The 19,459-nt window shown below is 68.0% G+C and carries 16 protein-coding genes; 8 read left to right on the top strand and 8 right to left on the bottom strand.

Features of this window, described 5'->3' with window-relative positions; all coding sequences use genetic code 11:
* Window positions 1–573: 573 nt before the first annotated feature.
* Both HTY53_RS25040 and HTY53_RS12955 read left to right on the top strand, forming a co-directional pair.
* The gene (locus HTY53_RS25040) at window positions 574–2,112 is read left to right on the top strand and encodes a Fic family protein (protein ID WP_238512090.1); all 1,539 of its coding nucleotides are present in this window, start codon (window positions 574–576) and stop codon (window positions 2,110–2,112) included.
* A gap of 111 nt (window positions 2,113–2,223) precedes the next feature.
* Window positions 2,224–3,147 (top strand): LysR substrate-binding domain-containing protein, encoded by a 924-nt coding sequence (locus HTY53_RS12955; protein ID WP_174106932.1) that lies wholly within the window; start codon window positions 2,224–2,226, stop codon window positions 3,145–3,147.
* On the opposite strand, the gene HTY53_RS12950 is transcribed toward HTY53_RS12955, so the two are convergent.
* Window positions 3,123–4,760, bottom strand: coding sequence for an NAD(P)/FAD-dependent oxidoreductase (locus tag HTY53_RS12950; protein ID WP_254599940.1), 1,638 nt, complete (start codon window positions 4,758–4,760; stop codon window positions 3,123–3,125). The genes HTY53_RS12955 and HTY53_RS12950 overlap by 25 nt on opposite strands.
* On the opposite strand from HTY53_RS12950, the gene HTY53_RS12945 reads away from it, so the two are divergent.
* A complete protein-coding gene (locus tag HTY53_RS12945) occupies window positions 4,759–5,760 on the top strand; it encodes a tripartite tricarboxylate transporter substrate-binding protein (RefSeq protein ID WP_174106930.1) in 1,002 nt (333 codons plus the stop codon). The two genes, HTY53_RS12950 and HTY53_RS12945, sit on opposite strands and share 2 nt — an antisense overlap.
* Window positions 5,761–5,858: 98 nt before the next feature.
* Here the strand turns inward: HTY53_RS12945 and metC are convergent, their stop codons facing one another.
* From metC to HTY53_RS12925, 4 genes are all read right to left on the bottom strand, one after another.
* Window positions 5,859–7,043 (bottom strand): cystathionine beta-lyase, encoded by a 1,185-nt coding sequence (metC, locus tag HTY53_RS12940; protein ID WP_174106929.1) that lies wholly within the window; start codon window positions 7,041–7,043, stop codon window positions 5,859–5,861.
* Between the two features lie 21 nt (window positions 7,044–7,064).
* Complete coding sequence (locus tag HTY53_RS12935) at window positions 7,065–8,045, bottom strand: Bug family tripartite tricarboxylate transporter substrate binding protein (protein WP_174106994.1); 981 nt, start codon at window positions 8,043–8,045, stop codon at window positions 7,065–7,067.
* A 50-nt stretch (window positions 8,046–8,095) separates the two neighbouring features.
* On the bottom strand, window positions 8,096–9,679 hold the full coding sequence (locus HTY53_RS12930; RefSeq protein ID WP_174106928.1) for a rhodanese-like domain-containing protein: 1,584 nt from the start codon (window positions 9,677–9,679) through the stop codon (window positions 8,096–8,098).
* 184 nt (window positions 9,680–9,863) lie between these two features.
* Complete coding sequence (locus tag HTY53_RS12925; protein WP_174106927.1) at window positions 9,864–10,463, bottom strand: cysteine dioxygenase family protein; 600 nt, start codon at window positions 10,461–10,463, stop codon at window positions 9,864–9,866.
* A gap of 109 nt (window positions 10,464–10,572) precedes the next feature.
* Here HTY53_RS12925 and HTY53_RS12920 point away from each other — a divergent pair, with 109 nt between their 5' ends.
* From HTY53_RS12920 to HTY53_RS12905, 4 genes are all read left to right on the top strand, one after another.
* Window positions 10,573–11,454: a LysR substrate-binding domain-containing protein gene (locus HTY53_RS12920; protein WP_174106926.1), complete on the top strand. Its 882-nt coding sequence runs from the start codon at window positions 10,573–10,575 to the stop codon at window positions 11,452–11,454.
* Between the two features lie 250 nt (window positions 11,455–11,704).
* On the top strand, window positions 11,705–13,036 hold the full coding sequence (locus HTY53_RS12915; RefSeq protein ID WP_174106925.1) for a uracil-xanthine permease family protein: 1,332 nt from the start codon (window positions 11,705–11,707) through the stop codon (window positions 13,034–13,036).
* A gap of 201 nt (window positions 13,037–13,237) precedes the next feature.
* Complete coding sequence (locus HTY53_RS12910; RefSeq protein ID WP_174106924.1) at window positions 13,238–14,704, top strand: amidohydrolase family protein; 1,467 nt, start codon at window positions 13,238–13,240, stop codon at window positions 14,702–14,704.
* On the top strand, window positions 14,704–15,414 hold the full coding sequence (locus tag HTY53_RS12905; protein ID WP_438820958.1) for a sulfite exporter TauE/SafE family protein: 711 nt from the start codon (window positions 14,704–14,706) through the stop codon (window positions 15,412–15,414). The genes HTY53_RS12910 and HTY53_RS12905 overlap by 1 nt, the downstream gene beginning before the upstream one ends.
* Here the strand turns inward: HTY53_RS12905 and HTY53_RS12900 are convergent.
* Window positions 15,400–16,479 carry a LacI family DNA-binding transcriptional regulator gene (locus tag HTY53_RS12900; protein ID WP_174106922.1) on the bottom strand — a complete coding sequence of 360 codons (1,080 nt, stop codon included), beginning with the start codon at window positions 16,477–16,479 and terminating at the stop codon, window positions 15,400–15,402. The two genes, HTY53_RS12905 and HTY53_RS12900, sit on opposite strands and share 15 nt — an antisense overlap.
* Before the next feature lie 133 nt (window positions 16,480–16,612).
* Complete coding sequence (locus HTY53_RS12895) at window positions 16,613–17,434, bottom strand: class I SAM-dependent methyltransferase (RefSeq protein WP_174106921.1); 822 nt, start codon at window positions 17,432–17,434, stop codon at window positions 16,613–16,615.
* Between the two features lie 342 nt (window positions 17,435–17,776).
* Here HTY53_RS12895 and HTY53_RS12890 point away from each other — a divergent pair, with 342 nt between their 5' ends.
* Window positions 17,777–18,130 (top strand): hypothetical protein, encoded by a 354-nt coding sequence (locus HTY53_RS12890; protein ID WP_174106920.1) that lies wholly within the window; start codon window positions 17,777–17,779, stop codon window positions 18,128–18,130.
* 34 nt (window positions 18,131–18,164) lie between these two features.
* Here the strand turns inward: HTY53_RS12890 and HTY53_RS12885 are convergent, their stop codons facing one another.
* The gene (locus HTY53_RS12885; protein WP_174106919.1) at window positions 18,165–19,379 is read right to left on the bottom strand and encodes an NAD(P)/FAD-dependent oxidoreductase; all 1,215 of its coding nucleotides are present in this window, start codon (window positions 19,377–19,379) and stop codon (window positions 18,165–18,167) included.
* Between the last annotated feature and the right edge of the window lie 80 nt (window positions 19,380–19,459).

Raw genomic sequence — 19,459 nt, 5'->3', positions numbered from 1 at the left:
GGTCGGACCCGCCCGGCGCGTGGCGCGCCGGCGAATCCGTCAGGCCGATGGCCTGCGGTACCAGTCCCGCGCGGGCACGCGGGTCGTCATCGGGATCGGCGCGGTGGCGCGCGTCCCGGGCGAAGGTCGAAGTGGGCGACGTTGCCTTGCTGGCGGCGAATGCCGGCAGTGGAGCCGGGCAAGCCTGTGCGGTGCCGGACGGTCCGGCGCCGCGAGAGTGGGCCCGAAGGCCCGGGGGCTGGGTTCGCCGGCGCCCACCTCGCGCGTCGTTCCCGCTATGGCAGGGCGGACGGTGAAGGCATGTTCCGGGTCGACCGCGGTGCGGCGAACGGGCGGTAGTTTACCTGCTTTGCCGAGCCCACCCGAAAAACGCCGTTCTGAGGACCGCATGACGCGCGTCGTCGGCGGGCGAAAACTGACCCGGTGAACGCCGTGGGATCATTGAAATGTGATGTTTAAATACTTTTTCTAAAAGTGGGCTATATTTAATCGGTAAACAGGTGCGTTTAAACGCTAGGAGCGCGAGTGGCAGCCCAGTCATTAGGATATAAGTGGCTATCGGATCACTATGGAGTGACCCCGGTCCAGCATTTCCAGATCACCAGCGCGTTTGGCCCCGCCCGGCGTACCGTCGTCGCGGACGGCCGGGTGCAGGAAATATACCCGGCAACGGCGGCTCAGCCTCTGACCCTTCGCGGACAACTTTCGTATGCGCTTCGGCACGAAGGGGTGCACCTGGAATTCCTGTCCCGGCTCTTCGAGGTCTTGCCCGTCGAAGAGCTGTCTGCGTGGTTGGCGCAGGAACGCACCGGCCAGTATGCACGACGGGCCGGATTTCTTTACGAATGGCTGACCGGACGGAAGCTTCCGGATGCGTGCGTGGCCACCGCAGGCAACTACGTGGACGCGATCGGTTCGGACGACTACTTCGCCGCCGCCCGTCCGATCAACAATCCACGCTGGCGCGTTCGCGACAACTTGCCGGGCACCCGAGAGTTTTGCCCGCTCGTACGGCGCACCGACACCATCCGGGCCGCTGAGCAATACGACTGTGCCGCCCAGCTGGAGGAACTGAATGCCGAATTCGGCCACGACGTGCTGATGCGCAGCGCGGTCTGGCTGACGATCAAGGAAAGCCGTGCCAGCTTCGCCATCGAACACGAACAGGATCAGCGGGATCGCATTCGTCGTTTTGCGGCGGTCATGGAGCGCCGCATCGGCCAATACCCTCAGCTGCTGAGTCCCGCAACGCTTGCTGAACTGCAACAGGAAATCATCAGCGACCGGAGCACGCTATTGCGCTTTGGCTTGCGCAGCTCGCCGGTCTTCGTCGGCGAAACGCACCAGTATGAACAGATCGTTCATTACGTTGCGCCCCATTGGGAACGGGTGCCGGGCATGCTTGCGGGAGTGGACGCGTTTCTGGAAAAGACGATTGGCAAGTCTCCCGTCGTCCGAGCGGGTGCGGCAGCGTTTGGTTTCGTGTTCATCCACCCGTTGGCCGATGGCAATGGCCGTATCCATCGCTTCCTGGTCAATGACGTTCTACGGCGCGACGGTGCCGTGCCCAAGCCCTTCGTCCTGCCGATTTCCGCTGTCATTACCGAGAAGCCACAGAACGTGGTCCGGTATGACGAAGTCCTCGAAGCGTTCTCCGCGCCGCTGATGGCGCGCTATAGCGACCGGTATGCCTTCAAGGATGTTCGTCGGAAGTACGAGGACGGCATCGAATCGAATTTCGAATTCCATGCATATGACGATGCGCTACATGCCTGGCGTTTCCCCGATCTGACCGCGCAAGCGGAATACATGGCCTGGGTCATTGACCGGACAATCCATCGGGAGATGCGCAGGGAAGCCGACGTGTTGCGCGAATGGACCTTTGCCCGGCGCATGGTCAAGGACATCATCGACGGGCCCGACGCCGATATCGATCGAATCATTCGCTCGGTACGTGACAACCGTGGCGTGCTGTCAAACAAGCTGCGCAAGGAATTTCCGGTATTGCAGGACCCGCAGATCGTCGAAGATCTTGCGATGGCGTTGAGAAACGCCTTCAAGGACTTTGGGGGTACGGGCACGCTGCAAGACAATCCGGACGCAGAGGAATAGGCTTGCGCCGGGATTCCCCTCTATTGTGATGGCGGTCACCGGCATCTACCATGTGGCCCCACGCCGGCCCGGCCGCAGGCAGCGGGCCACCGGCCATTTCCCGGTACCGTCATGCGAAGAAAACTCAGTTTCCGCCATATCGAAACGGTCCACGCGATCATCCTGACCGGGTCGGTGACGGGCGCGGCCACCCGCCTGCATGTCACGCAACCGGCCATCAGCAACGTGCTGCGCGACGCCGAGGAGCGCCTTGGCTTCCTGCTGTTCGATCGCCGTGGCGGGCGGCTGGTGCCGACGCCCGGTGCCGACATGCTGTTCGAGGAAATCGAGAAGTCCTTCATCGGCCTCGATGCGATCAACGCCTTCTGCGAGCGCATCGGGCAAGGCCAGCGCCAGCGCATTTCGATCGCGTGCACGCCGGCCTTTGGCGCGACCGTGCTGCCGCGACTCGCCGCCACCTATGCGCGGCAGTACCCCGATATCTTTTTCTCGGTGCATTCCCGCGTCGCGCACCATGTAGCCGCCTTGATCGGCTCGCGCAAGGCGGACATCGGCTTCGCGCTGGAGGTGCCGGATATCCCGGGGGTCGAGAGCGAACTGCTGGCCGAACTGCCGATGGTTTGCTACCTGCCGCCTGGCCATCGTCTGGCGCGCCAGGCGGTGGTGGAGCCCAGCCAGTTGCTCGATGAGCCGATGATCTCGCTGTCCCGGATCGAAGGCATCGAGGACGTGGTCGAGCGTCTTTTCGAACCTTGCGGCGCCATGCCGGTACCGGTCGCCGAGTGTCCCGCGGCCATCTCGGCGTGCGGCATGGTGGCCGAGGGGCTGGGCTTCATGCTGTTCGATGGCCTGCCGGCGCAGCTGTTCGGGGCTTCCCGCCTGAGCGTGCTGCCGCTGTCGTCGTCGCGCCGGCTGTCGTACCGCGCCTACTGGCTGAAATCGCGGACGCAGGAACTGCAGCCGCGCGCGCTGATCGACCTGGCGCGAGACATCCTGCTGCAGATGGGGACTCAGGAAAAGCGCGAGAGCCGGTAGGGCGAAGGATCGAGCGCGCACGGCACGCCGGCCACGCGCGCGGCCATCAGCCGGCCGGTCATCGGCGCGCCGGTCAATCCGGTGTGCCCATGACCACAGGCGACATACAGGCCCGGATGCGAGCGCAGCTCGTCGATGATCGGCACGCTGTCCGGCGTGGAAGGGCGCAAGCCGAGCCAGACGCTCGCGCCACGCGTATCGATGCCGGGAAACAACCTGCGCGCGGTGGCCAGGATCGCTTCGGTGCGGCGCTCGTCGGGCGGATGGCGCAGCCCGGCGATTTCGACAGTGCCTGCAAAGCGCAGGCCGCCCTCCATCGGCGTAACGGCGACCGCCTGATCCCTGTAGATGAAGGGCACCGGCACCGTCACGCCCGGGTTCGGCAATTGCACGTGATAGCCGCGTTCGGCCTCCAGCGGCAGGCGCACGCCCAGCGGGTCGAGCAATTCCCCGGAGAAGGCGCCGGCCGCCACCACCACACGATCGGCACGGTCGTCGCCCTGGTGCGTCCACAGCCGGAAGCCGCCGTCGTCGCAAGGTTGCAGCCGCTGGACTCGGCGCAGGCGGATCTTGCCGCCTTCCCGTTCGAACTGGCTGGCCAGCGCCTGCGTCAGCCGCTGCGGATCGATCGCGTGTGCATGCCGCGGAAAGCGGATGCCGCCTCGAACGTGATCGGCCAGGTCCGGAATCAGGGCCTTCAACTGGGCCTGCGTCAACGGCTCCGTGGCCACGTCCTGCTCCTGCCGCAACCGCGCGACGAGCCGATCGGCGCGCGATGGCGGGCGCTGGGCCGACCACAGGTGCAGTTGGCCTCGGGTGTGAATCACCGCGCCGGCCGCGGCGTCACCCAGCAGTTCGCGATATCCGTCGAGCGCCGGCGCATGCAATGCGCGCAGTGCACGCGAGGCATGCTCGACCTGCCGCGGACGGCTGGCACGCACCCATGCCCGCAACCATGGCGCGGCGGCCAGCAGCCGCGGCGGATGGATCGCGAGCGGCCCATGCCGGTCGAGCAGCCACTTCGGCAGCTGCCATACCATACCGGGCAGCGCGATCGGTATGCAGCTGTCGACGCTGATCAGGCCCGCATTGCCGAACGACGCGCCGCCGCCGGGGGGCAACGCGTCGTAGAGGACCACCTCGCGGCCCAGGCGCCGCAACGATAGCGCGATGCACAGCCCGACGATGCCGGCGCCGACGACAGCGATATCGGCGGAAGCGATCGGGCGGCTTGGCGCGGCATGCGGCCGTGGCGGAACAACGGTGGTCGAGAGGCGGCAGGGCGATGACAGGGACATGGATCGTGACGATGAGTCGGTGGAAATACGCATCGCCATCATGCGGCACCGCCTCGCCATCCCGCCATTTCGGATTCGTGATGGCGCATTCAGAACCGTGATTCGACATTCCCGCCGGGCTTGACCATGATGACCTGGCGTCGCCGCAGGAGCGCGCCACCGATCCGATGCGCGAATCGGCGAAGGGTCCGGGAAGGGCTCCGCAAGGGTCGGTAAAGGGCCCGCGAAGGATCCGCGAAAGATCGTCGAGGGGTCCGCGGCCTGCCGGCCGGACCGCGCGTTGTTTGAGAACACGACAAGGGGGAGACCGAGCATGTCGAGCAATGCAACACGAGCAGGGCGCCGTCGCGCCATTGGCACCATTTCCGCGCTGGCCGCGGGCTGTGTCCTGGGTTTGGGCTCGCCGGGACAGGTCCGCGCCGAGGCGCCGGCCCGCTTTATCGTTCCGTTTCCCGCCGGTGGCGCGGCCGACGCGATGGCACGCGTGCTGGTGGACCGGCTGAAGGACCAGCTGAAGCAGCCGGTCATCGTCGAAAACCGCCCCGGCGCCAGTACCCGGGTCGCCGCCGAAGGGTTGAAGCAGGCGGCGCCTGACGGCAATACGGTGCTGATGACGCTGTTCGACACGATGGTCATTGCCCCGCTGGTCTATCGCAATCTGCGGTACGACCCAGACAAAGACTTCGCACCGATCACCGAGGTAGCGGGGCTCGACTATGGCATCGCGGTCAGCGGCAGTTCGCCGTACAGGACGCTGGACGACTACGTGAAGGCCGCCCATGCGAATCCCGCCGCCGCCACGCTGGGCGTATCGGGGCTCGGGTCAGTGTTGCACTTCCTGGCCTTCGATTTCACGCGGCAGACCCGCGTCGACATGTCGATCGTGCCGTTCCAGGGTGGGCCCGCCATGGTGACCAATCTGGTGGGCAACCAGATCGGGTCCGCGATCGACGGGCTCGGCGTCTTCGTCGAGCAGCACCGCGCAGGAAAGGTGCGCGTGCTGGCCGTATCGGGCAGGCAGCGCAGCAGCCAGCTTCCCGATGTGCCGACGTTTGGCGAACAGGGTTACCCGTCGCTGGTGGCCAGTTCCGGCTATGCGCTGTACGCGCCGGCCGGTACGCCGCCGGCGCAGATCGCGCGCTGGAACACGGCCATGCGCGCCGTGCTCGCGCAGCCCGACGTGCAGGCGCGCATTCGCGCGATCGGCTACGAGCCGCAGCCGGGATCAACGCCGGCACAGGTGATCGAGCGCAGGAAGCGCCTGAGCGAACATTGGACGCCCATCGTCCGGACCTCGGGGTACAAGGGTGATTGAGGGCGCTTAAGGGGATTCAGGGCGATTCAACGCGCTCGAGGGCGATCAAGGGGATCTAGGGCGATCGACGGCGGGCGGTTGCGAGGCGGGCATGCAGTTCATCGGCTCATCGCCGCCAACCCCCGCTCGAGATCCGCAATCAGATCGCGCGGATCCTCCAGCCCGATATGCAGCCGGACGATCGGGCCACGGCCCGACCAGTCGTCGACGCTGCGCGCACGCTTGAGGTCGGACAGCGTGGCGAGGCTCTCGTAGCCGCCCCACGAGGCGCCGATGCCGAACAGCGTCAGCGCATCGACGAAGCGCTCGGCGGCGGCAATATCGTGCGCGCGCAGCTCGAACGAAAGCAGGCCGTTGGTGCCGGTGCAGTCGCGCTGCCACAGCGCATGGCCCGGATCATCCGGCAGCGCGGGGCAGAACACCGTGGCGACTTCGGACCGCTGCGTCAGCCAGTCGGCCACCGCCAGCGCGTTGGCCTCGTGCATCGCCAGCCGCGGCGCCAGGCTGCGGATGCCGCGCAGCACCAGATAGGCGTCGTCGGGGCTGACCGCGATGCCGAAGCTGTCGGCCAGTGTGGACAGCGGCTGCCAGGCATCCGCGGTGGTCGTCACCGTGCCCATCATCACGTCGGAATGGCCCGACAGGTATTTGGTCGCGGCCATGATCGAGACATCGGCGCCGAGCGCCAGCGGCCGGTATTGCAGTCCGGAGCCCCAGGTATTGTCGGCCACCAGCAGCAGTCCGTACCGCTGCGCCAGTGCCGACAGCCGGCGCAGGTCGCACATCTCGTAGACCAGCGAGCCCGGACATTCGGCGTACAGCATGCGCGTGGCCGGCTCGATGCGGGCCTCGATATCGCTGCCGTCGGCCGCGTAGAAATCGACGCGGATGCCGTGGTCGCGCAGGAAGGTGTTGGCCAGATGGCGCACCGGTTCGTAGACGCAGTCGGCCATCAGCACATGGTCGCCCGGGCGCAGATAGGCCAGCAGCGTCATGCCGATCGCCGCCAGCCCGGTCGGGAACAGCCGCGTCCGATGGCCGCCTTCGAGCGCGCAGACCGCGTCCTCGAGGGCGAAGCTGGTCGGCGTGCCGCGGGCGCCGTAGGTGAACAGGCGCTCCTCGCCACGTCGTGCGCGCGCGTCGCGCTGCTGCGCCACGGTGTCGAACAGCACCGTACTGCTGCGCACGACCGGCGGATTGACCGGACGGCCGCCCGGGTAATCGCGCGCCTTGCCGGCGTGGATCAGCGTGGTCAGCGGCGAATGCAGGGTGGAATGGGACATGGCGTCGGAGCGCGGTGGCAATCAGTCGATCTTCGCGCCCGACAGCTTGACGATGCGCGACCACTTCGCGATATCGCTGTTGAGCTGCGCGGCGAAGGCCTCGGGCGTGCTGGCGACGACTTCGCTGCCGCCGTCGTGGATCAGCTTGACGACCTCGGGGGACTGCAGCACCCGCGCGATCGACGCGCGCAGATAGGCGACGCGCTCCGGCGAGGTGCCCGCCGGCGCGAAGATGCCGTACCAGTCCTCGAAGCTGGTGTTCTTGTAGCCGAGCTCATCGAGCGTCGGCACCTTGGCGAACACGCCCAGGCGCTTGGGGCTCGTCACCGCCAGCACGCGCATCTTGCCGCTCTGCACGAAGCCCGCGATCGACGAGGTCGAGGTGATCAGCGTCGTCACCTGGCCGCCGAGCAGGTCGGTGATGGCCGGCCCCGCGCCCTTGTAGGGCACGTGCGTCAGCGCGATCTTGTGGTCCTTGTCGAGTACCACGCCGACCAGATGCGACAGCGTGCCGTTGCCCGGCGTCGCGTAGGTCAGCTTGCCCGGCTCGGCCCTGGCCTGCGTGACCAGATCGGCGAAGGTCTTCAGCGGCGATTCGGCGGGCACGACGATGGCCAGCGGCGCGGCGTTCAGCTGCGTGATCGGCGTGAAGCTCTTGATCGGATCGAAGCCGGCCGACGAGTACAGCGTTGGATTGACCGCCATCAGCGAGACCTGCGAGGTCAGCAGCGTATAGCCGTCCGGCTTCGTTTCGGCCACCAGCTTCGCGCCGATATTGCCGCCGGCGCCGCCGCGGTTGTCGACCACCGCGGGCTGTCCGGTCACGGCCGCCAGCTTGTTGGTGACGATGCGGGTGATCGCGTCATTGCCGCCGCCGGCGGGGAAGGGCGAGACGAAGCGGATCGGCTGGCTCGGATAGCCGCCGACTGGCGCCAGCGGCTGCGCGCTGGCGGTGGCGATCGGGGCCGCGGTCAGTTGCGCCGCGGTCAGCAGGCCGAGCATCGACAGGGATATGGTTCTTTTCATGGTGACTCCTCCAGGCGTGGTGGGTACTACGGCAGGCGGTAGCTGCCCAGCTCCGCGGCATCGAGCTGGGAGATCAGATTGGTTTCCCACGCCAGGTACTGGCGGGCGGCGGCCTTGTTGCCGTCGTGGCGGTCGTGCACGAAGAACAGGTAGTCGATGCAGTCGCGGTCGGCGGGTTCGTTCGGCGAGGCGGTGAGTGGCAAGCCGGCGGCTCTCCACGCGGACATGCCGCCGTCGAGCACGCGCGCCAGCGACCGCTGTTCCGCCGGCAGCGACAGCGAAGCGGCGGCGGCGATCTCCGGCTGATCGGCGATCAGCACCAGCGGGCGCGCCTCGTTGGCCACGGCCTGCGCCAGGCGCGGGCGGATCGACCAGCGCGCACGGGGGATGTGGGCCTTGCGGTAATCCATGCTGGCGCGCAAATCGATCGCGACGATCTCGCCGCTGTCGAGCGCGCGGGCCAGGCGCGCCGCATCGACGGTCGGCAGCGCCGGCAGCACGGCCGCGGCGGGCGCCATCGGCGTCAGCCCGGTCAACGCCAGGCCGCTGCGCAAGCCGTCCGCCAGCACATGGGCGTCGTGCCCCAGCTGCCGCAGCCAGCTCGCGACCACCGGCGCGCGCACGCCGTCGTCGTCGAACAGCACCAGTCGCGCGCCGCGCACGCCGACGTATTGATCGGTAGCCTGGATCAGCTGGCCGCCGGGCGTGTGCTGCGCGCCGGGCAGCGTGCCGCGCGCGAATTCTTCCGGCGTGCGCACATCGCACAGGAACAGCGTGCGCGTGGTGTCGCGCGCCCAGCCTTGCACGGTGCCAGCGTCGACGGTATCGACACCGTAGCGTTCGGCCACACGTGCCGCGGCGGCGCGCATCGGTTCGAGATCCGTCGTGGAAGTCTTCTCGGGATAGTGCCGGTCGTTGCCGTGTTCGAGCTGGTAATCGGCCAGATACCAGCCCTGCGTGCCGTTCTCCAGCGCGTAGACCGGGTTGGGCACGCCCAGATTGATCAGCGTCTGCGCGCCGATGATGCTGCGTGTGCGGCCCGCGCAATTGATCACGATCGGCGTGTCGTCGTCGGGCACCAGATCGCGCAGCCGGTAGGCGAGCTCGCCGTTCGGGCAGCAGATCGCGCCGGGGATATTCATCTTGCGGTATTCGGACAGCGGCCGGCCGTCGAGCACCACCACCTTGTCGCCGCGCGCCTGCATCGCATGCAGCTGCTCCGCGCCGATGCGCGGCGTATGCAGCTTGTGTTCGACCAGCTCGCCGAAGGTCTTCGATGGCACGTTGACGCCGGCAAACAGCGCATAGCCTGCCGCGGCCCAGGCCGCGGTGCCGCCGCGCAGCACATGCACGTCGGTGTAGCCGGCGGCGTGCAATGCCGCGGCGGCCGGCACGGCGACGCTCTCGTCATGGTCGTAGACCACCACGCGCACGCTTCGGCGCGGCACCAGGCGGCCGATGTCGACCTCCAGGCGGCTGTAGGGCAGCGGCACGGCAACGAACAGATGCGATTCGCCGTACTGGCCGTGCTCGCGCACATCCAGCAGCGCGATCTCGGCGCCGTCGTGCAGCCAGGCCTTCAGGGTCGGGGCGTCTACGTAGTGAGTCATTGCGGGGTCATTGCAGGTTCATGGGCCAGCGGTTGCGACACTGGTGGCCGGCGGAATTCGGGCAAAACGCTCCCCTGGCCGAGGACAGCCATACGTGGCGAGGGGAGGGGGACAAGACGGAAGTGGCGGCCGTCCTCGACGCGCTGCTGCCGATCTGTCGCGGCTCGAGAACGTCCGCGCGGGATCAGCGGCGCGTCTGCACGCCGACCGACATCACCTGATAGCGGCCGGTCTCGAGGTCGAACGCGATGCGTTCCTTCAGCGTTTCGAGCGAGCGGCCATACATGTGCAGATGGCGGATGACCTGCTCGCCCTGGATCTCGACCGAGTGGATGTCGTCCGGCATCAGCGCAATGCCTTCGCCCGGACCGACCGGCACGGTGCCGGCCTCTTCGAGCTGGCCGACGCCGGGCTGCGAGCCGTCGTCCAGCCGGCGATAGACGTAGTTGGTTTCTTCACCCTCGACCGCGGCAATGCAGGCCCAGGTGGTGTGGTTATGCGGCGGAATCCGTTTGCCCGGACGCATCACGTTCAGATAGAGCGCATAGCGCTGGTCCGGGTCTTCGCTGATCAGATAGCGGGCCTGGCGCTCGCCGGCCTCGGGCGGCGCGAAATCCGCCTCGCTCCACCATTCGCGATGAGCCGCCAGGCTCTTCACCACGGTCAGCACCTGATCCAGCGCCTCACGCGTCAGCGGCTTGTTTTCAACAATATCCTTAATGCTTTGAATGGCGTGATGGACGCCGGCGGTACGGGCTTCGGCGCGCGCTGGAGCGAGGCTCATCGAACAACTCCTGAAAGGTACGGGTCTGGAGCCACACTGTACTGAACGCGATCGGGCCGAACAACTTAGAATATTGCGCAATCATATAAGCATCCCTTATATATCGTTCATGCGCCATCTCGACCTGGAACTGCTGCGGACGCTGGTCGCCATCGCCGAGCACACCACCTTTGCGGCCGCCGCCGAGGCCACCCACAAGACCCAGTCCGCGGTCACCCAGCAGATGCAGCGGCTGGAGGAGCAGGTCGGGCTGCCGCTGTTCGACAAGCATGGCCGCAGCAAGCGCCTGTCGCCGCATGGGCAGAAGCTGCTCGAATATGCCAAGCACATGCTGGCGATTAACGACGAGGCGCTGCGCGCGCTGCGCGAGGGCAACCTGGAAGGGGCGCTGCGCATCGGCGCGCCGCACGATATCGCCGACACCATGCTGCCGCCGCTGCTGGCGCATATCGCGCGCAGCTCGCCCAAGCTACAGCTGGAAATCCATGTAGGGCGCAGCCCCTTCCTGATGGAGTCGCTGCGCCGCGGCGAGATCGATCTGACGCTGTCGACACGCAGCGATCCGACGCTGGAGGGCGTGGTGCTGCGGACCTCGCCGACCGTGTGGATCTGCGCGGCGGACTATGTGCACGACGTCTCCAGGCCGGTGCCGCTGATCCTGGCCGACGAACCGAGCCTGTTTCGCCGGCTGGCGCTGGAGGCGCTGGAACTGGCGCAGGTGCCGTGGCGGCCGGGCTATCTGGCCCCCAATCTGATCGGCATCAAGGCGGCAATCCGCGCCGGTCTGGGCGTGACCGCGCGCAGCATCGAGCTGCTCGGGCCCGATATGCGCGTGCTCGGCGAGAACGACGGCATGCCGCGCCTGCCCGATGTCGCGTATTACCTGTGGATGCGTCCCGACGTCATCAATCCGGCCACGCGGCAGGTCTACGAGATGCTCAAGTCCACGCTGGGCCTGAATGCGACCGCGGCCGGAGCGTCGCAGGGCTGACCTTCTCCCGCTTGCCCCCTCGGCTTGTCCACGCTGTCGCGCAGGGCGGGGCAACACAGCCGATACCGCTGGTTTCGACCGCCAGCTTGCATGCCCGCCGACGTTCGCATAGACTACCCAAAACGTTTTGGTTAAGTGCTTTTTCATCATTGGGCGGCGAAATACGCACAGAAGCGCGCATAGACGCAGCGGCACGGCGCACCGACCGTGCGCACCAATAGACGCCGCTTTCCACCCAGGAGGAGACCCCATGTCCCAACCCGCAATCGCGGCCGTCGACGAGGTATTGCCATGGCGGCGGCTGTTCGCCTTCGGCATGCAGCATGTACTGGTGATGGCCGCATCGCCGATCGCCTCGGTCTTTCTGATGAGCAAGGCGCTCAACTTTCCGCCCGCGCTGGCGATGCAGCTGCTCAGCGCGACCTTCGTCATCTGCGGTCTGGGCACCTTGCTCCAATCGTTCGGGCCCAAGGGCATCGGCGCGCGGTTGCCGTTCATCATGCTGCCGGGCGGGGCGCCGATCGTGCTGTTCATCCTGATCGCGCAGCAGACCGATGTGCAGACGGCCGCCGGCGCCGTGATCCTGACCGGGGTGTTCTATTTCCTGGTGCTGCCGGTATTTCGCCGCTGCCTGCGCTATTTCCCCGCGGCGGTGGTCGGCACCATGCTGCTGCTGGTGGCGATCAATCTGGCGCAGGTATCGGGCAAGCTGATCGCCGGGCAGCCAGGGACGCCGGGCTTCGGCATGCCGGTGAACCTGTTGCTGGCCTTCGCGACGATCGCCTTCACCGTGCTGTTCTCGCGCGTGCTGACCGGCATGCTGGGGCAGTTGGCGATCCTGCTGGGGTTGCTCGGCGGGGCGCTGGTGGCGGTGGGTATCGGCGCCTTCCACAGCGAGCATCTGTCGCTGTGGCCCGTGCTGGCGCTGCCGTCGGCCTTGCCGTTCGGCATGCCGAAGTTCGACCTGATCGCGGCGATTCCGCTGATGGTGTTCTCGATCGTGTCGATGGTGGAGGCCACTGGCCAGACCATCGCGATCGGCGATGCGGTCGGCAAGCCGATCGACGAGCAGCGCGACGTGCCGCGCACCATCCGCGGCGATGCCTTGACGTCGCTGCTCGGCGGCCTGTTCGGGACATCGTTGATCATCACCAGCGGCGAGAACATCGGCATCGTGCGAGCAACCGGCGTGCGCTCGCGCTTCGTCACCGCGGTATCGGGCGGCATCCTCGTCGTGTTCGGGCTGCTGGCGCCGGTGTCGTCGCTGATCGCCGCGATTCCGGAAGCCGTGGTCGGCGGCACCGGGCTGATCGTGTTCTGCATCGTCGGCACCATGGGCATCGACATGCTGCGCAAGGTGGATCTGCGCGACCACGCCAACATGTACATCGTCGCGGTGGCGCTGGCGGTCGGCCTGCTGCCGATTCTGGTGCCAGGCATCTATGCCAGCGTGCCGGCCAACATCCGCATCCTGGTGGGCAACGGCGTCGCGATGGGGGCCATCACCGCGGCGTTGATGAATTTCCTGTTCTTCCATACCGGGCTGCGGCGCGGTATCGACAAGGTGCCGGTCGCGCATTGAGTTTGCCGACCGTTTCTCCCCTCTCCCGCTTGCGGGAGAGGGGCGGGGGAGAGGGCAAGGGCGTCCGCCATGGCTGACGCCGGTGGATCAACCACCGCCGATTTCCCTCTCCCCAACCCTCTCCCGCCAGCGGGAGAGGGAGCAGGTCTCCCGCATTTCCGACGCGTGCCGCTTTGGCATGCGCCGCAACTGGTAGCTCGTATGGCATCCGCTTTTTTCGCTTCTTCCCCTGTTTCCGATACGGAACCCCCGCTGCGCCCCGCGTCCTTCGACCGCCCGCACGTCCTGCTGCCCGAGTGGACGCTGCTGCGCGACGGCATCGTGCGCGACCACGCGATCGTGGTGCAGGACCGCCGCTTTGCCGCGGTCGGCCCGGCCGCGCAGATCGCCGCGCAGTTCCCGCATCTGCCCACGCTGACGCTGCCGCGCATGCTGCTGATGCCGGGCATGATCGACACCCATCATCATCTGACGCAGTCGTTCGGCAAGTCGCTGGTATTCGGCGAGCCGTCGGAAATCTTCCGGCGCGTCTGGGTGCCGCTCGAGGGCAGCCTGACCGAGACCCATCTGTATCTGTCTTCGAAGCTGGCCGCGCTCGAAGCGCTGCGCGGCGGCTTCACCACGGTCTGCGATGCCGGCACGCGTGCCGATGCGGGCCTCGAGGCGATCGCGCAGGCGGTGGGCGAGGCCGGCGTACGGTGCGTGCTGGGCCTGATCTGCAACGATCGCCCCGGCGGCCAGACTCTCGATGCCGCGCCGATCCTGCGCCGTGCCGAGCGCCATCTGGCGATGTACGGCGATGATCCGCTGGTGGTGCCGTCGCTGGCGATCTCGATTCCGGAGGTTGCCAGCGACACGATGCTGCGCGACGTCTATCGGCTGTGCGAGGAGGCGGGCCGCGTCTTCCAGACGCATGCCAACGAGCATCTGGTCGCGGTCGAACGCTCTCTGAATGCAAGGCGCCAGCGGCCGATCGAACATCTGGAGGCGGTCGGCGCGCTGGGGCCGGCGGCGCTGCTGGCGCATGCGACGCTGGTGACGCCGCACGAGATCCGGCTGCTGGCCGAGCGCGGCGCGGCGGTGGCCTACAACCCCGTCGCCAGCGCGTGGAAGGGCAATGCGGTGGCGCCGGCCGAAACGATGGCGACCTTCGGCGTGCGCCTGGGACTCGGCACCGACGGCACGCGCAGCGACGGCTTCCGCCTGCTCGACTATGCCGAGGCGGCACAGCGCTTCGCCTTCGGCATCGGCGTCGGCGACTCGTCGTGCGGCGCTGGCTGGCGCTGGCTCGACATGGCAACGCACGATGGCGCCGAGGCGGCCGGGCTGGGCAAGATCACCGGCGAGATCGCGGCGGGCAAGCAGGCGGACTTTTTGCTGGTCGACTGCGATGTGCCCGAGATGACGCCGTCGTGGGACCTGAGCTGGGAGCTGGTGCGGCTGGCCAATCGCGACCAGATCCGCGGCGTCTTCGTCGATGGCCGGCTGCGCCTGTGGGACGGCTGGCCGCTGGACTGGGACGCGCGCGCGCTGATGCGTGAGATCCGCCAGATGGCGGAGCAGACCATCGCGAACGCGCCGATCACCAAACTGCACGATCCGGCCGACGTCCATCGCGCCGCCTACGGCGCGTCGTTCCGCGAAGCAAAGGGCGGGGCGCAGGCATGATGTTCGATACGACGATGCTGAGCGTCTGGCTCGCCGTGTTCGCCGGCGCACTGATCCAGGGCACCACCGGCATGGGTTTCGCGCTGATCGTGGTGCCGGTGCTGGCGCTGGCCGCGCCGGCGATGCTGCCCGGCGCGCTATTGATCGCGATGCTGCCGCTGAACGCCTATGTGGCCTGGCGAGAGCGGCATGCGATCGATCTGCGCGGCGCGAAGTGGATCAGCGCCGGACGCCTGGCCGGCACGTTCGGCGGCCTGTGGGTGCTGGTCGCGGTGCCGATGGCCTGGCTCAACGCGCTGGTCGGCGGCAGCACGATTCTGGCGGCGCTGGTGTCGCTGGTCGCGCCGGCCTTCACGCCGGGCCGGCTGACCTTCGCCTCGACCGGCCTGATCACCGGCGTGACGGAAACCGCCACGGGCGTTGGCGGGCCGCCGCTGGCACTGGCCTACCAGCACGCGCCGGTGGCGACGCTGCGCGCCACCGTGGCGCTGTGCTTTCTGGTCGGTGAGGTGATCTCGCTGATCGTGCTGGCGGTGGGCGAGCGCCTCGGCGCGCCGCAATGGCACTACGCGCTCGGCATGCTGCCGGTCCTCGTCGCCGGCATGTGGGCCAGCCATCTGGTGCACCGGCGCATCAACCAGCGCGCGCTGCGCATCGGCGTGCTGGTATTCGCGCTGGTGTCAGGTCTGGTGGTGCTAGTGCGCGGCTGAGGCCGAAGACGCGGAAGACCGGGAAGACCGGGAAGACGATTCGCGCGGCACCAGCTCCGGCAGCGGCGCCGCGACCGACGAGCGCTCGCGCCGGCCGGAGATATGTTCGAACAGCAGCTCGACGGCCAGCGACGCGACCCGTTCGAGATGCAGATTGACCGCGGTGATCGGCGGCTGGTGACTGCGCGCCCGAATGCCGTCGTAGCGGGTCGCCACCATCAGGTCCTGCGGTACCCGCTTGCCGAGCGACTGCGCGTGTGCGATCGCGCCGACCGCGAACGCATCGACCGGCGCGCACAGCGCATCGATGTCCGGCTGCTCGCGCAGCAGCGCTGCGCAGGCGGCCGCGCCACCGGCTTCGCCTTCGCTCTCCTGCGCGGTGACGATATGACAGGGCAGGCCGGCCGCGGCGACAAAGTCGCGATAGGCGCGTTCGGTCTCGACATAGGATTGCCGCGCGGTGGCACCGATCAGCAGCCCGATCCGGCGTCCGCCCTGCGCGTGCAGATGCTCGAGCAGCAGCCGCGCGGTGTATTCCGATTGCAGATCGACATAGGGCACCGGATCGTCGGTGCCGGGCTCGCGGCCGATCGACACGATGCTGACGCCGCGCTGGCGCAGCAGCGCGACATGCGCGTCGTTGGCGACCGGCTCGATGACGATGGCGCCATCGATGTCAAGGCTGTCCAGCAGGCCGCCCGCGCCCTCCAGCGGCGGCACCAGCACGACGCCAAGACCGCGGCCCAATGCCGCTTCGGCGGCGATGGCCGCCACTTCCATCATGAAGCCCAGGCGCGAGGTGCCGCCGGCCACCGCGAACGGCATCGACGACACCAGCGCGATGCTGTTGGCGCGCCCCGAGCGCAGCCGCTGCGCGCGCACGCTGGGCCGATAGCCGAGCTGCTGCGCGATCTGCTTGACCCGGGCCCGCGTGGCCGGATCCACGACGCCGCGATCGTTGAGCGCATGCGATACCGTCGTCAGCGAGACACCGGCCTCGCGGGCCACGTCATGGATGGTGATGCGTCGGTGCGGGGCGGATGCGCTCGGCCTCGGGTCTTTCATGCGTGATGGGTGACGGAGCAGGGTAGGGTGGCAATGCGGTGGCAATGCGGTGGCAATGCGGTGGCAATGCGGTGGCAATGCGGTGGCAAGCATACACCAGCGATCTCGCCGTTCCCTCGCGCTTGTCGCGCCATCAAGCGGTCACCGTCACCACATGCGCCGATATCCGGCCCTCGATCGGACCTTCGCCGAACTGGCTGCGCAGCGCGGCCTCGCAATAGTCGGTGGCGCGCTGCAGCGCATCGCCACCGCGTCCCTCGAGCTCCGCGCGCATCGGCGTGGCCTGGCAGAAGCCGATTGCCGGTACCTGGGGCGAATCGGCTCGGCTGCGCTTGGCGACGGTGTCGACACCCGGAATCGTGGCGAAGCCGCCGGCGCTGAGGTCGCGCTCGATGACATCGCGCCGGTGATAACCATGCGGGGTGCGCGCCATGAAGTCCGGGGGCGATTCGGGAAAGCACTCGGCCAGCGCGCGCGAGACCGCGTTGGCGAAATCGTTCTCCTCGATGCGGTCCCAGACATTGAACAGCAACGTGCCGCCCGGCCGCAGCACCCGGCGCGCCTCGGCGAAGGCACCCGGCTTGTCGGGGAAGAACATCACGCCGAACTGGCACACCACCAGATCGAAGCTGCCATTGCCAAACGGCAGCTGCATCGCATCGGCCTGCCGCCATTCCGCCACGCGGCCGCCGAGGCCGCTCGCCTCGGCTCGCGCCAGCATCGGCGCGTTCAGGTCGGTGACGACGAGCTCGGCTTCGTCGGGCAACACCTTGGCCGTCGCCCGCGTGACCACGCCGGTACCCGCGGCGATCTCCAGCACGCGTGAAGGGCGCCGCTGCGCCACGCGACCGGCCAGGTCGTCGGCATAGGGCTGGAAGATCATCGGCACCAGGTATCGCTCGTACAGCTCGGGAATCGGGCCCGTGAACAGCTTGTCTGTGTTCGGTGTGGTCATGGTGGGTCTCCTGGCAGGCTGCGGGGGCGGGGCGCCCGGCGCTTACTCGTCCTGCCAGTCCATGCTAGTCGCCGATCACGGCGAGGGCGGTGTGAACCGATGACCTTCCAGCGAAATGCGCAGGCAGCGCAGCTTCACCGAGGCGGGCGCGAGCCGCGCAGCCCGATCTGTGCTTTTGTGCTCGCTTTGTTCGTTCTCGAACGAGAAGGAGCGCGTCGAAGTTTGGCCGCCAGGCTCGGCTGCATACGATCTGGAGCATCGCCATGCCGAGCGGCCCTGGCGATCGGCGCACCGCGTCGTTCCAACCATCGTTGCACCATCCATCCACTCAGGAGCCTGATCTTGCAGACCACCCGTACTCCGCTGCTTTCGCCTCACCTTGCCACCAGCCGCGCTACGCTCGACATCGACAGCCCCCACGAGCGGGGCTACGGACAGTTTCGCGAAACCCGCATCACCATCGATACCGATGCGCGGCTGGACGGTCCGCGCGAGCCATTCTGGCTGACTCATCCCAAACTGACCGGCGTGCTGACTGGCGCCGTTGCCTTCGGCCTGGTCGCCGGCGCGAGCGGCATCACCTTCGCCGCCACGCATGACTGGCTCGCCACGGGCGCGGTATTCGGGCTGGGCAATGCCCTGATGGGCTGCGTGGGAAGCTGCATCTTGAACCGCGTGTCGGGGTCGAGCGCATGAGCGGTCGCGGCCCGGCAACGCGGCGCCCTGAAGGCTACTCGGCCTTCGGGTGATACCCCGGCTCGGCCATCTCGAACGCCGCCCCACGGTGTGCCAGCGGCGGATAAATCCACTGCTGATTGATCTGCCGCTTAAGCGTCTTCGCTTCCGCACCGGCCAGCCGGACCTCGCGCTGCCAGCCTTCGGTCAGCACCGCGCCCCATGGCCCGAGGTCCAGGCAGGTGACATAGCGCGGCTGGGCGTACGGCGTCGCCGGCACGCCCAGCAGATCCGCCATCGCGTTGTTGCCGGCGACCCGACCCAGCGGCATCGCATGCTGGCAGGACATCAACGTGCGGTGGCCGGCCTCGTCGGTCTGCGCGCTGGCCGCATCGCCGGCAGCGAACACGCCCGGCGCGCCCGGTACGCGCAGGTCGCGGTCGACCAGCAGCCTTCCGGCGCCATCGCGTTCGGCCGGAGTCTCCCGGGTCAGCGCAGTCGCCTGCACGCCGCCGGTCCAGATCACGGTGGCGGCATCGATCCGCGCACCATCGCTCAGCAGCACGCCGTTCGCGTCGACCGATGCAACCGCGACGCCGAGCCGGCGTTGCACACCGAGGGCGTCCAGCGCCTGCTCGATGACGGGACGCGGACCCGGTCCCAGATCGGGGCCGATGGCCGCCGCCCGCTCCACGATCACGACATGCACTTCGCCGTCGTCGCCCAGCGCGAGGCGCAAGCGTGCCGGCAGTTCCGCGGCCGTCTCGATGCCGGTAAAGCCGCCGCCGGCCACCACCACCGTATTGCGCGATGTCGACCGCGGACGCTCGGCCAGCGCCTGCAGATGCCGCTCCAGCGCGACCGCGTCTTCCCGCTGATCGACGCTGAAGGCGAACTGTGCCAGGCCGGGCACCGCCGGCATCGCCAGGCGGCTGCCGGCGGCCAGCACCAAGCGGTCGTAGCCGATCTCGCCCCGCTGGCCTTCGCCATCGCGCAGCGCAATGCGGCTCGCGGTCGTGTCGATGGTTTCCACCCAGCCTTCGACGAAGCGCACGCCCACCGTGTCGAACAGCGCATCGAGCGGCGCCGCCATCCGCGCCGGCGCGCTTTCATAGAGACGGGGCCGCAGTGTGAGGGCCGCTTCGGGCGCCACCACCACGATCTCGATGGCATCCGGCGCGACGCCGTGGCGATCGCGCAGTCTGGCGGCGGCCAGCGCCGCATACATGCCGGCAAAACCGGCCCCAACGATAACGACTTGCTTGCTCATGACACCCCACGATTGGCTACGACAGAGGATCCGGTCGGAACGGTACGTGGGGATGGTAGGGGCGGCAAGGTGCGCGGGAA

Source organism: Cupriavidus gilardii, from assembly GCF_013314895.1.
In the GTDB taxonomy this organism is placed as follows: domain Bacteria; phylum Pseudomonadota; class Gammaproteobacteria; order Burkholderiales; family Burkholderiaceae; genus Cupriavidus; species Cupriavidus gilardii_C.
This window is presented reverse-complemented; position numbering and strand designations above follow the sequence as displayed.